Origin of the sequence: Herpetosiphon sp., assembly GCF_003512625.1 — a bacterium.
In the GTDB taxonomy this organism is placed as follows: domain Bacteria; phylum Chloroflexota; class Chloroflexia; order Chloroflexales; family Herpetosiphonaceae; genus Herpetosiphon; species Herpetosiphon aurantiacus.
Window position 1 is genome coordinate 89065 of record NZ_DOPT01000076.1, and the last position, 12615, is coordinate 101679.

Annotated in this window: 15 protein-coding genes and 1 riboswitch; of the genes, 9 read left to right on the forward strand and 6 right to left on the reverse strand. The window is 49.9% G+C overall.

The window, feature by feature from the left end; translation table 11 throughout:
- Positions 1–96 precede the first annotated feature (96 nt).
- Positions 97–240, reverse strand: a riboswitch (cobalamin riboswitch).
- 400 nt (positions 241–640) lie between these two features.
- The 4 genes from DEF47_RS16660 (at position 641) to DEF47_RS16675 (ending at position 4683) form a co-directional block, all read left to right on the forward strand.
- Positions 641–1741, forward strand: a complete 1101-nt coding sequence (locus DEF47_RS16660) for an ABC transporter ATP-binding protein (RefSeq protein WP_012188616.1) — start codon at positions 641–643, stop codon at positions 1739–1741.
- Between the two features lie 62 nt (positions 1742–1803).
- Positions 1804–2667 (forward strand): ABC transporter permease, encoded by an 864-nt coding sequence (locus DEF47_RS16665; RefSeq protein WP_012188617.1) that lies wholly within the window; start codon positions 1804–1806, stop codon positions 2665–2667.
- Complete coding sequence (locus DEF47_RS16670) at positions 2645–3526, forward strand: ABC transporter permease (RefSeq protein WP_012188618.1); 882 nt, start codon at positions 2645–2647, stop codon at positions 3524–3526. The genes DEF47_RS16665 and DEF47_RS16670 overlap by 23 nt, the downstream gene beginning before the upstream one ends.
- A gap of 35 nt (positions 3527–3561) precedes the next feature.
- Positions 3562–4683 carry a polyamine ABC transporter substrate-binding protein gene (locus tag DEF47_RS16675; RefSeq protein WP_012188619.1) on the forward strand — a complete coding sequence of 374 codons (1122 nt, stop codon included), beginning with the start codon at positions 3562–3564 and terminating at the stop codon, positions 4681–4683.
- Between the two features lie 167 nt (positions 4684–4850).
- Here DEF47_RS16675 and DEF47_RS16680 read toward each other — a convergent pair whose 3' ends face one another.
- Genes DEF47_RS16680 through DEF47_RS16695 form a run of 4 tightly spaced genes read right to left on the reverse strand, consistent with a single transcriptional unit; the run spans position 4851 to position 7685 of the window.
- The gene (locus tag DEF47_RS16680) at positions 4851–5345 is read right to left on the reverse strand and encodes an adenylyltransferase/cytidyltransferase family protein (RefSeq protein WP_012188620.1); all 495 of its coding nucleotides are present in this window, start codon (positions 5343–5345) and stop codon (positions 4851–4853) included.
- A gap of 7 nt (positions 5346–5352) precedes the next feature.
- Positions 5353–6348, reverse strand: coding sequence for a bifunctional heptose 7-phosphate kinase/heptose 1-phosphate adenyltransferase (locus DEF47_RS16685; RefSeq protein WP_287045244.1), 996 nt, complete (start codon positions 6346–6348; stop codon positions 5353–5355).
- Positions 6349–6369: 21 nt separating this feature from the next.
- Positions 6370–7146 carry an SDR family NAD(P)-dependent oxidoreductase gene (locus DEF47_RS16690; RefSeq protein WP_012188622.1) on the reverse strand — a complete coding sequence of 259 codons (777 nt, stop codon included), beginning with the start codon at positions 7144–7146 and terminating at the stop codon, positions 6370–6372.
- The gene (locus DEF47_RS16695; protein WP_012188623.1) at positions 7143–7685 is read right to left on the reverse strand and encodes a protein-tyrosine phosphatase family protein; all 543 of its coding nucleotides are present in this window, start codon (positions 7683–7685) and stop codon (positions 7143–7145) included. Before DEF47_RS16695 ends, DEF47_RS16690 begins: the two co-directional genes overlap by 4 nt.
- A 115-nt stretch (positions 7686–7800) precedes the next feature.
- Between DEF47_RS16695 and sfsA the strand changes: the two genes are divergently transcribed.
- From sfsA to DEF47_RS16720, 5 genes are all read left to right on the forward strand, one after another.
- Complete coding sequence (gene sfsA / locus DEF47_RS16700; protein ID WP_012188624.1) at positions 7801–8547, forward strand: DNA/RNA nuclease SfsA; 747 nt, start codon at positions 7801–7803, stop codon at positions 8545–8547.
- A gap of 376 nt (positions 8548–8923) precedes the next feature.
- The gene (locus DEF47_RS16705; RefSeq protein WP_012188625.1) at positions 8924–9493 is read left to right on the forward strand and encodes a hypothetical protein; all 570 of its coding nucleotides are present in this window, start codon (positions 8924–8926) and stop codon (positions 9491–9493) included.
- A gap of 261 nt (positions 9494–9754) precedes the next feature.
- Positions 9755–10090 (forward strand): ArsR/SmtB family transcription factor, encoded by a 336-nt coding sequence (locus tag DEF47_RS16710; RefSeq protein WP_012188626.1) that lies wholly within the window; start codon positions 9755–9757, stop codon positions 10088–10090.
- 2 nt (positions 10091–10092) lie between these two features.
- Positions 10093–10602: an SRPBCC family protein gene (locus DEF47_RS16715; protein ID WP_012188627.1), complete on the forward strand. Its 510-nt coding sequence runs from the start codon at positions 10093–10095 to the stop codon at positions 10600–10602.
- Between the two features lie 36 nt (positions 10603–10638).
- Positions 10639–11043 (forward strand): DoxX family protein, encoded by a 405-nt coding sequence (locus tag DEF47_RS16720; RefSeq protein ID WP_012188628.1) that lies wholly within the window; start codon positions 10639–10641, stop codon positions 11041–11043.
- A gap of 66 nt (positions 11044–11109) precedes the next feature.
- Here DEF47_RS16720 and DEF47_RS16725 read toward each other — a convergent pair whose 3' ends face one another.
- Positions 11110–11493 (reverse strand): hypothetical protein, encoded by a 384-nt coding sequence (locus DEF47_RS16725; protein WP_012188629.1) that lies wholly within the window; start codon positions 11491–11493, stop codon positions 11110–11112.
- 239 nt (positions 11494–11732) lie between these two features.
- Positions 11733–12290 carry an SMI1/KNR4 family protein gene (locus tag DEF47_RS16730; protein ID WP_287045245.1) on the reverse strand — a complete coding sequence of 186 codons (558 nt, stop codon included), beginning with the start codon at positions 12288–12290 and terminating at the stop codon, positions 11733–11735.
- Positions 12291–12615: the final 325 nt, after the last annotated feature.

Genomic DNA, 12615 nt, shown 5'->3' on the forward strand with positions numbered 1-12615 from the left:
AGAAAAAACCTCTTCGGCTCATGCCAAAGAGGAAAAGAGGCGCTAAACCCAGCAGGGTCTAGCAACTCCTTCCCTGATCCGCGAGGGAAATGTTGGAGTGTCGATGAGTTTGTGGCGGGTTATCGGGCTTGAAGCGTGGGCTTCCTACCGTTGCGGGACAGCGCCAGACTTAGACTGGCTTCCCCCATTGCGCGTATGTGTCATCCGGGACAGCAACGCACCACAAACAAACTTGTAAATTGCAGTCGCGATTATACGGGCAATTCCGAGTTAAAGTCAAAAGTCAAAAGTCAGAAAGCAAAAACATTTAACGCAGAGGCGCAGAGAGAAGAAAGTATGAAGGATGAATTATGAGGGATGAACATGTTAACCGCGAAGCGCACGAAGAACGCGAAGATTGCCATTGTTTGAATTGTTTTCAAATCCAATGCAGATCGAACTCACAACCCAACATTCGTGTCCTTCGTGTTCTTCGTGGATCAATTGTTGCACTAACACTGCGGCGGATGGTCTGATGGCTTTGCCTAGCTACCCTACATCTAGAATAGTACAAAAACAGTGTATAATTCAGCATCCAAATGGTATGCATCGTGCATGATTCAGGCGGGTTGGTTCGCGCACTAAGGAGGCAGGCACTGCAATGAACACACCCACTTGGGCGGTGGAACTCGACCACGTAACCAAAGAATTTCGCGGCAGCGTAGCCGTTCGTGATATTTCGTTAAAGATCGCGGACGGTGAATTTTTTTCGCTGCTTGGCCCCTCTGGCTGTGGTAAAACCACATTGCTTCGTATGATTGCTGGCTTTGAAAACCCTAGTAGTGGCGACATTTATATTGAAGGTGTGTTGATGGGCGAAACCCCAGCCAATCGCCGCGATGTCAATACGGTTTTTCAGAGTTATGCCTTATTTCCCCATATGTCGGTGGCCGAAAACGTGGCTTTTGGCTTGCACATGAAAAACATCAACAAGGCCGATATTGCTACGCGAGTGAAGCAAGCCTTGGATATGGTGCAACTTGGTGCATTTGGTGATCGTCGTCCGAAGCAACTTTCTGGCGGTCAGCAACAACGGGTTGCCTTAGCCCGCGCCTTGATCAACGAGCCAGAAGTTTTGTTGCTCGACGAACCCTTAGCGGCGCTTGATTTGAAGCTGCGTAAAGAAATGCAATTGGAACTCAAGAGTATTCAGCAGCGCTTGGGCATTACCTTTATCTTTGTCACCCACGATCAAGAAGAAGCCTTGACTATGAGCGACCGGATTGCGGTGATGGAATTGGGCAAGGTGCTGCAAGTTGGGCAGCCTACCGAAATTTATGAACGCCCCAAAACGCGCTTTGTCGCCGATTTTATTGGCGAATGCAATTTTATTGATGGCACGGTACTGGCGGTTGAAAATGGCGCGGTAACTTTGGAGACTGACGGCGGTGTGCGGGTGGTGGGTACTGGCATGTTTCCAGTTGCTGCTGGCGATCATGCAGTGCTAGCCGTCCGGCCTGAGAAAGTTCGATTGGTTGAAGGCCAACAGCCCCAAGGTACAAATGTATTTGCTGCAATTGTTGAGCGCGTCGCCTATATTGGCTCTGATACGCGGATTATTGTGCGTTTGCCTGATGGTTCGCCGTTTGATGTATGGGAAGCCAACACCGTTTCGACGCTTGATCCAAACCAATATTATACTGCTGGCGACCCAGTGTATGTGACATGGGCCACTCAAAATAGCCTCATTCTCGAACGTTAATTAATCGTACTCTGCTCAGGTTTGTTGGTTTGGTCAACCCAAACAACATCCATGGGGGAACTATGTATAATGCACGAACTGAGCAACGCCGTGCCTGGTTGCAAGCCTCGCCTGCCCTGATTTGGCTGGGCTTCTTCTTTTTGGCTCCCTTGGTGCTCATTTTAATTTATTCATTTCAAGGCCGCGCCGACGATGGCACGGTGCTCTGGAATTGGTCGCTGGCGAACTATCAAAAGCTGTTTGCTGATGGTGCGTTTTGGCGCACGCTCTGGCTTTCGACTTGGATTGCGCTGGTGGTAACTGCGATCACCTTGGTGGTCAGTTATCCCTTGGCCTTTTTTATGGCAACCCGCAGCCCTAAAATTCGTGGTGTGTTGGTGCTTGCGGTCATGATTCCCTTTTGGACCAACTTTCTGGTGCGGATTTACGCCTGGAAAGTGCTGCTGGGCAATAATGGCGTGCTCAATCGCTTTTTAGGCCAATTTGATCTGGGGCCGTTGCAAATTATCAATAGCCCTAGTGCGGTGATTATGGCGCTAATTTATGGCGAGTTGCCGTATATGATTTTGCCTTTATATGCGGCGCTCGAACGTTTTGATTGGGTGCAACTTGAGGCGGCCCGCGATTTAGGCGCTGGGCGATTTCAAACATTTTGGCGGGTGCTCTTGCCCCAAACCTTGCCAGGCATTACGGCTGGCTCAATTTTGGTGTTTGTGCCAACGGTTGGCACTTTCGCCGTCTCAGATATTTTGGGTGGCACAAGCGTGAATATGGTTGGTAATACCTTGAGTTTGCAATTTGGTTCGGCCTCGAATTGGGCCTATGGCTCAGCGATTTCGATGATTTTTATGCTGTTACTCTTGGGCGCAATCTTGCTCTATTTCAAAGCCACACGGGAGGTGAATGATGGCGAAAATCCTGGCTGATAAGCGCATCGAAACCAAGCACGGGCGTTCGCGCCCAGTGGCCAAACGGCACATGCCTTGGGGGACATGGGCGCTAACGCTGAATGCGATTTTCGTCTACACCTTCTTGTATGTGCCGATTATTGTGCTGGTGTTGTTTTCGTTCAACGCGGCCAAAGTTGGGTCGCAATGGCAGGGCTTCACGCTGCAATGGTATAACGAGTTGTTTGCCGATGCCCGTTTGGGCGATGCCCTCTGGACAAGCCTTAAAATTGCTGGCTCTTCGACCTTGATTGCGACCACAATTGGCACCTTGGCCGCTTTGGCGCTGGAAAAACGTGGTTGGTGGGGGCGCAAAACCTTTGATACGGCACTTTATCTGCCAGTCATTATTCCTGATGTGGTGATGGCTGTCTCGCTCTTAGGGTTCTTTACCTTGGCCTTTCGCCAATTTCAGGCGCTAATCGGCTTAAATTTGGCCATGGGCTTGTGGACGGTGATTATCTCGCATGTGGCTTTTAATATTTCGTTTGTGACGGTGGTAGTTGGTACAAGTTTGGCCAATTTTGATCGGCGCTTAGAAGAAGCTGCTGCCGATTTGGGCGCAACCCCATGGCAAACTTTTTGGCGGATCAAGTTTCCCTTGATTGGGCCTGGGGTTTTGGGCGGCGCATTGCTCTCGTTCACCCTCTCGCTTGATGATTTTGTAGTGACCTTTTTCACCCGTGGCCCAGGGGTCAACACCTTGACGACCGAGGTCTATGGGCGAATCAAGAAATCGATTTCGCCGGAAATTAATGCAATTTCAAGTTTGATGTTACTTGCTTCAACGACCTTGGTTGTGACTTCGTTGTGGATGCAACGCCGTCGCCAAGGCTAATTATTGCTATTGGTGTGTTTTAAGGAGTTTGATTGATGAAACTACGTCGCTTTGGGCTGGTGCTCATGGTGTTGAGTTTGTTGGTGGCCTGTGGCGAAGCCAGCTCAACCGCTGTTCCGACAACTGCGCCTGCTGGTACGGCCACTGGCTCGAATGCTGGCTCGGTTGATCGCAGCAAATTGAGCAAAACCTTGCGAATTTATGCGTGGGGCGAGTATGTTCCCGAAGATGTGCCACAACTGTTTGAGAGTGAGTTTGGGGTCAAGGTTACGGTTGATACCTATTCATCGAACGAAGAAATGGCCGCCAAAATTCGCGCTGGCAATTCAGGCTACGATTTGATTCAACCTTCAGATTATATGGTGGCGTTGTTGGCCGAGGGCAATTATTTGGCCAAAATTGATTTGGCTAATATTCCCAACATTGCCAATATCGACCCAGCCAATATGGGTTTGTATTACGACCCAAACAATGAATTTTCAGTACCATACCTTTGGGGAACCACGGGGATTGCCTACGATAAAACCGCAGTTTCACCAGCCCCAACTAGCTGGTCGATTTTGTTTGATCCAGCGCAATTGAGCGCCTACAAAGGTCGCGTGAGCATGCTCAACGACGAGCGCGAGGTAATTGGCGCGGCTATGCTGTTCTTGGGCAAAGATCGCAATTCCAGCGATGCGGCGGATCTCGAAGCCGCCAAAAAGGTTTTGATTGAACAAAAGCCATTGCTAGCCAAATATAACAGCGATAATGTTTATCAAGATTTGGCTTCGGGCGAAGTGGTTTTGGCCCAATCGTGGAATAATTACACGGGTTTGGCCATGATCGATAATGAAAACATCGAGTGGGTGATTCCGCAAGAGGGTGGCGTGATTTGGCAAGATACCATGGCGATTGTGGCTGGCACGCCCAACCAATATACTGCCGAAGTATTCATTGATTTTATGAATCGGCCAGAAATTGCCGCCAAAGTTGCCGACTTTACTGGTGCTTTGACTCCCAACGTCAAGGGCGAACCATTGATCGGCGACGATCTCAAGGCTGTCTATCCCAAGATCAAACCGAGCGCTGAAGATCGCAAACGGCTTGATTGGTTGCGTAAAGGCCAAAATGCGACGGCCTTCTCCGATGTGTGGTCGGCGGTTAAATCGCAATAACGCAGCACAGAGAACAAGGTGGGTTCATAAGCTTGACGGTGGATTCCGTTCCCTCACCTACTCATTTAATATAGGATTGAGCCTATGATTTAGCCAGAGGACATGCGGCGCTGCATGTCCTTTGTGGTTTTAAACAGAAACAGCATTTTCTCAATCAAACAGTTGCTTTATTCGCTGCGAATTTTGGCAATCAGATTGCTGGTCGATAATCCTGTTTGATACTGAATTAGTTCGACTTTGCCGCCATAGGCTAAAACAATACGCGCCTCAGGTAAATCTTTGCCGTTGCTGGCTTGCTCGGGGTGAGCATAATCGCCGCCTTTGACATAGACATCAGGTCGTAAGGCACTGACTAATGGCTCAGCGGTTAATGATTCAAATAGCGTGACATAATCGACCGAACGCAGACCAGCTAGCACAATTCCGCGCTGAAACTCAGGCACAATTGGGCGGGTCGGGCCTTTGTAGCCACGGACTGACGCATCGCTATTCAAGCCAACAATCAACAGATCACCCAAGGCTCGGGCTGCTTGCAAGTAGGTTACATGGCCAGCATGGACTAAATCGAACGCGCCATTGGTAAAAACCACGCTCAAGCCCTGTTCGCGCCACTGCTGGCGGAGCGCCACTAAATCGGCTAAATCAGTAAATGGTGAATTCATCGAAGCCTCATACAATCTGGCCAAATTGAATTAATGCGTTTTGCAGTTCGTTGGGGCTAACTGTGGCCACGCCAATTCGTCGTACTACCAAGGCCGCCGCAGTATTAGCAAGTTGGGCGGCAATTAATGGGCTATGGCCAGCACACAAACTAAGCGTTGCGGTGGCAATAAAGGTATCGCCCGCCCCGGTTGCATCAAAAACTTCGCCAATTGGCACTGCTGGAATATGATGAATGCCTGCTGGATCAAGCAACGAAAAGCCTGCCCCGCCTCTGGTAATCACCACTGCCGCCAATTTGAGCTGATCGCGCAAGCGTTCTAAGCCTTGTTCAACCTGCTGATCATTGGTTAAACGCTGGCCAAGCCAAGCCTCAGCCTCGCCCAAATTGCACTTGAGAAAATCGGCTCCAGCGTAGGGTTCAAAGCGGCCTTGGCTATCAACTGTCAGCAAGGTTTGATATTGTTGACATAATTGTTGAATGTGTTGAATAAGCCGCTCACTAAGCCAGCCCACGCGATAATCTGAGCACAGCACAGCATCAACTTGGGGAATTAATTGGCCTAATAATTCGATCGCCTGATCTTCAAAAGCTGGGTCAACCGGCCGCCGATCAATTTTATCGAGCCGCGCGACTTGTTGGGCCACGGTCAATTGCACCGAGGCCAAAATACGGGTTTTGGTGGTGGTTGGGCGTTGCTCATCGCGCAGCAAGCCAGCGGTGCTGACCTTGCGTTTATGTAAGGCATTGGCTAATTCTTGACCAGCCTGATCAGCGCCGATTAACGCCACGATGCCAGCATTGCTGCCGAGCGCTGTAATGTTGGCGGCGGGATTGGCCGCACCACCAGGGATAATCCGCCGCTGCTCAAATTCTAAAACCGGAATTGCTGCCTCGCGCGAGAGCCGTTCGGGCTTGCCATACAAATATTCATCGAGCACAACATCGCCAACCACCAGTACGCGGCGATTGGCGAGTTGGGCCACATGTTCAACCGTGATCATGCACATTCTCAGTATTCAAAATTAGCCAACCATTTTCACCAACCAACGGGTGAAGGCTGGAAATATCCGATATGCCACCCCAAACACATGATAAATCCGTGGAATAACCCGCTGGGTGGTGGGGTTGGCCGCCACATGCAGCACGATCTCGGTGACATCGTGGGGCTTGAGCATGCCAAAGATTGAAGCAAAGCGCGACATCTTATTAAAGTCGGCTGATTCAAAAAATGGCGTGGCGATTGGCGCGGGGCAAACCAACGAACATTTGATCGGCGTGCCACGCAATTCAATTTGTAAAGCCTCAGAGGCCGCCATCAAGGCATGTTTTGAGGCTGAATAACTGCCCATGTTGTGGGTTGAAACCAAGCCTGCTACCGAAGCCACATTCACAATATGGCCACTATTTTGCTTACGCATAACAGGCAAAACCGCCCTAATACAATGCATTGCCCCAAAATAATTTACCGTGATCATGCCTTCGATATGTTTCCATTCGATCTGTTCAATCGAATCGAAGACCCCATAACCAGCATTATTGATCAGCAAATCGACCCGACCAAACGTAGCAACAGCTTGCTCGACCAAGGCTTGAACTGCCTGCGCATCACTCACATCGGTTGCAACCGCCAGTGCTTTGGCTCCGGTTTGGTTGATAGCCGCCGCCAGCTCGTTTAATTGCTCGGCTGAACGGGCAGCGAGCACCACATTGGCTCCGCCACGCGCCAAACCTTCAGCGATCAACTTGCCAATACCCGATGATGCTCCGGTGATAATGGCGGTTTTGCCCGCAAAACTCATAATTCTGCTCCTTGCTGTGCCCAATCGCGGGCAAATTGCTCTAAAGCTCGGCGTTGCCAGGGATGCAAGTGAACAATTGGGCGACGCGCCTTAACTAAATTCCATGCGCTTTCCAAATCCATGCCTTGGGCAATCAGTACGGCTGTACATAAGGTGGCCGAACGGCTCATGCCAGCGTGACAATGGATCAACACTTTATGATCGGCCTGGATGGCTTGTTGCACAAAAACCACGCCTTGTTGTAGTGCTTCAGGGCTAGGTGCTTGGCGATCCATGGTTGGCAGCCATAAGTAGCCCTGATTGCCGAGCGTGCCAAACTGATCTTGGCGCTCGGCTTGGAGATTGACTACAACCTGCACACCTTGGGCATGTAAAATTTGCCAATCGTGGAGATCGAAAAAACCGCCGAGGTAGAGTTGCTCGGTAATTTGGTTGGTACGCGGCTTAACCTTGCCACCAAGCCGCCGATAGAGCCGGCGAGTTCCCATGACTAAATGTGAGCGCAAAACATAAAACCAATGCTGCAAAACTGCCAGCATACCTCAATCCTTTATCAGTTTTTATCGGTTAGTAACGACCGCAAGCCATTGTACCACGCTGTACCAAGCTGATTAAGGCTATAATGGCCTTCGTTTTTTAGCGATAAGGGCGATTGTGGAAACAACGATTCAAATTGGCTTAGTTGGTGGTGCGCCGCTGGTGCAAGCCACTTTTTTGGAGCGGCCAAATCGTTTTTTGGTGCTGGCTCAATTGGCCGATGGCGCGATTGTTCAGGCACATTTAGCTGATCGAGGCCGTTTGTTGACCAAACTCGTGCCAGCAGCGCAGCTGGTGCTCGGCCACAAACCAGCTGAAGGCCGCAAAACTGCCTATCAAGTGGCCGGAGTGTATCAGGCCAACGAGCTAGTTTCATTAGATACAGGCTTGCCAAATCGTTTGGTTGAGGCGGCATTGCGAGCGCAAGCCCTAGCGCCGTTTGCCGAATATCGCCATGTTGAGCGTGAAGTCAAGCTTGGGGCAAGCCGCTTTGATTTTGGTTTAGCTCCGGCTCCACCCACCAAGGCCAAACGTCATGGCGGTGAGTGCCCATGGCTGGTCGAGGTGAAAAGCGTTGGCGATGCTGAGCATGGCTTGGCGTTATTTCCGGATGCGCCAACCGTGCGTGGGCGACGGCATTTGCTCGAATTGGCTGAATTGCATGAACAAGGGCGGCGCACCGCCGTAATTTTTATTGTGCAACGTGGCGATGCCCAGCGGGTTGCCGTCAACCGCCACGTTGATCCAGCCTTTGCTGAAAGCTTGGCCGCAGTCGCTGCCCGTGGCGTTGAAATTTATGCCTATCGTTGCCCCTTGAGCCTTGCTGGCATTCGCTTGGCCGAGCAATTGCCGGTTGAATTGTAGAATTTGGGGACTGGTTGTTGGGGATTGGGGTTCAGTTTTTAACGCAGAGGCGCAGAGAATATGAGGCTATTAGTTGAAGGCTCCAGGCTATTGGTTTTCCTATGAATCTCCGATAGCCAATAGCCAGCTCTTTTTTCCTGCACTTCGTGGCTAAAAAACTTCGGCCTCTGCGCCAATTGAACTCTAATGTAGCGGCGCAGAGTGAGTAAGGATTACTGCTAAACCAGAACAGGCCAGATCGGCAATTTTCGGGCAGCTGTTTGGAAAATCGTGGCGAAGCGTGGTGGGGATTGTTGCGATCAACCCGGTGCTGGAACTAGGTCATTCGCTAGGACGTTCTGCCTTCTGAGACCATCAACTCGCAAAGGATTTCTGTATGCGAAAGCTCGTGCCCATCATCCTGATCGCTATCCTGCTCAGTGGATGTACCATGCCCGCCACGACACCGCCGCGCGACCTGCCAACTACGGTCGTTACTACTGCGCCGATCCGCATGGCTGACACGATTCCATCCGCAACAGCGGTTCCCTCCGCAGTACCAGCCCCAACGCCGACGTGGGATGAATCTGAATCTGAATACGCTGGGTGTGAAACGGTGTCCGAAACGCTTCCAATCTACCCCCAGCGGCTGCTCTATCCCGACTATCGTGATCTCAGCCAGACTATCACGACGAGCGAATTGCCGCTGGTGCGACATACGACTTATCGAAGTTCCGCAGCAGCAGACACCATCTTGGCATGGTATCGCGAACAGGCTCGTGCCGCCTTCTGGAAGGAAATCAGCGTAACCACAACGACCATCAAGTATGACTATGGGGCAATTGGTATGTGTGGGCCCGTTTTTGCCATAACCATCGCTGTCACGGGCGATGCAGAGGGATCGATGGTCGCCTTCACTCGTGAATTTTCCGGCCCATTTTCTCCGCTGGACTGGCCCAGTGATTAAGGTGAGCGCTGCGTGGATGCTGGTGTGACAATGGCAACCACGCTGAAAAAGACTTTTGTAAAACGTAGGCAGCCTGATGATTGAGCGATTAGACTGCCTTCCATAGCGCGATGGCATAAGCCCGCCAGCTTACCAACTATGTTCACCTCAACCCCTATTCCGCTAGCCTAAAGCCCATAGCCGATAGCCACATTACGAGATTGGTTGCTAAAATAGCAAATTCGTTCTTGATATATTCCCATATTGGTATATAATAAATATATGGCACGTGCAGCAACAACAACTGATGTTTTCAATGCGATCGCAGAACCTGGTCGGCGGCAAATTCTTGACTTACTGGTGAATGGCGAATTATCAGTCAACGAGCTGGTAGAGCAGCTTGGGCTGGCTCAGCCACAGGTTTCCAAACGACTTCATGTCTTGCGTGAAGTTGGGTTGGTACTGGTGCGTGATGATGGGCGACAGCGTTACTATCGCTTGAATGGTCGCGCCCTCAAACCAATTCACGACTGGATTCGCCGCTATGAACAAATGTGGAATGAGCGGTTTGATGCTTTGGATGAATTGCTCGAAGAACTGAATCATGAGGAGGATTAACCATGGCAACCTTGGTAAATAAGCATTCGGCAGTCGTAACGCTGCCAACCGACACCCAAATTCAAATTAATCGTGATTTTAATGTGCCAAAAGAGCTGGTGTATCGTGCTTGGACGACTCCAGAGTTGGTTAAACGTTGGTGGTCGGCGGGCCATGGCACGGTCACAATTGCCGATATTGATCTCCAGGTTGGTGGAATGTGGCGTTGGGTAACCGTGACGGAAACGGGCTTTGAGGTGGCTTTTCATGGGGTTTATCAGCAGCTCACTCCTAATGAATTGATTGTTTGTACCGAAGTCTACGAAGCCATGCCCGATGGTGAAGCGCTCAATACGATAACTTTTAGCGACCGTGATGGTGGCTCAAGTTTGACCCTGCTGGTGCAACATAGCTGTCAAGAACATCGCGATGGTCATGTTAATTCGGGTATGGAAGCGGGCATGCAAAGTGCACTCGATATGTTGGAAAGCGCTGCCTTGGAATTGCTCGAAGCATCAACAATCAAGGCCTAAATTCAAAATCCCTACTCTAGCGAAAGGATGCGATTGATGGCAACTGTGATGAGTGCTCCATCAAAGCCAATTATATGGACAAGCCGGATTTTGCGGGGGTTGGCAGCGGCGTTTCTGCTGTTTGATGGGAGTTTCAAGCTATTTAATCCTGCGCCTGTGGCTAAATCGTTTGCGGCACTGGGCTACCCCGCTGGAATTGCCTTGAGTTTAGGGATTTTGTTGCTGGTTTGTACCGTTTTGGCGATCATTCCGCGCACAGCCGTGTTAGGAACGGTGCTGCTGACTGGCTACTTTGGTGGAGCGATTGCCAGCCATGTGCGCGTAGGCGACCCGCTCTTTTCGCTGGTGTTTCCACTGATTCTTGGCGGCATGCTGTGGGGTGGCCTATATCTGAGCGATCAACGGCTGCGAGCAATTTTTCCATTACGAGAACACGATTAATCATTGATTGAGTTCAAATGCTTGATTGGGCTGCCCTCTTTACTTGGATTGAGGGTAGCCCAACTTTTAATCATCAAGGTATTCAGTTTGATAGGCATCGAGCCAAAACTTAAGTATGTCATAAAACTGATTCTGAGCGAACGGGAACTGCTGACCGATAATTGCCAAGAGATGAAATACAAAATTAACCCGTTGATGATGTTGATATTCATCATAATCAACATATGTAAAACAAAGCTTAATGGTTAAGTTCTTTTGCGTCAGCATAACGCAACCGATGCCAACTAATCCCAACTCCGGAGCGGCAGCGTAAGGACGATCAAGAATTGCTAGCAGGGTTTTTAGTACAGTATGGGTTTGACTGACGATCAAACTAGTCTCAAAATCAATGCAAGCCTGAAGTAGATAATATTGATCGGTAAGTTCAGCGCTGAGAAACGTTTGAAGCATGCGTGCCCTTTCGGAATGGATTTAAGGCCTTCACTACTCTGATGTTAACTATACCCAACAGAAAGGGATCGGCATTTGCAATGTTTGCATCCGTTGGTAGAGATCGCTTTGCCGAAAGATACAGACCCAAGCGCTTAGAAAATCCCAAGGACTCGTTAAGTGTTGCTTTTGTATGTCTGTTTGATAGCATTGAGCACTAAAATGCTCATAAAATTTTCTATATTCCTGCATATATTGGATTAAAAATTTGCTTCGTTCATCGACTGTTCCCTCAGGCTGCCGAATGTACTTGATATAGGCTTCACTTCAGTCCACGATCGGCGTTCGATTGAGTCAAAGGCACTATTACGCAGCCAGATCGAAAACGCTGGCGCAAGCTGGCTGCATTCAGCAGGAGTAGTTTCATCACCTGAGATAGCGCAAAAAACTGCTGGATCATCACCATCATCACACCGAATATAATAGACAACATAACCTGCATGTTGAGTGAATGGAATAATCGCTCGATCGTCTAACCAAGGGATTAAGCCCTCTGCTATCAAATCTTGCACGACTTCAAGCGTCTCATCAAACCGATCGATCGAGGCATAATCGCCATCAAACCAACGCCATGTATTGGTCTTGCCAAAGGTTTGTAAAAAGGCACGATAACAGGCTGGCAAACGATATCCACGAGCTTGCTCAAGTTCAGCTATGACTGCCTCATCAACCCCGGCAACCGTCTCGACCACGTTTGCTTCTACCACAAAGCTGGCTAATTCCTGCATATAAGTTGAGTACATCTGAGATTCTCCCAATTTCTCAATCGTTGTGGTAACCCAAATTATAAAGGCAAACGAAGAGGGGCGAGGATTCAGGGGTCAGGGATCAGCGGGCAGTGGTCAACAGCTATGGGGCACAACAAAAGCATTGGTGCAATTCGTGCAATTCGTGGCGAAACACTCTATCTTCGCGTCCTTCGCGGTTGCGGCTCTCCTGCGTGCTGTTGCGTGGCCCTTGATGGTTCAGGATTGGGCCATTTGACAAGGGTGGCGAAGGGTGGTAGAATCCTCTGGCTGTCAACGAATGACCGAATGATATTGGTCACGACACACAACTAACGAACTCACCTACAGCGGTCGA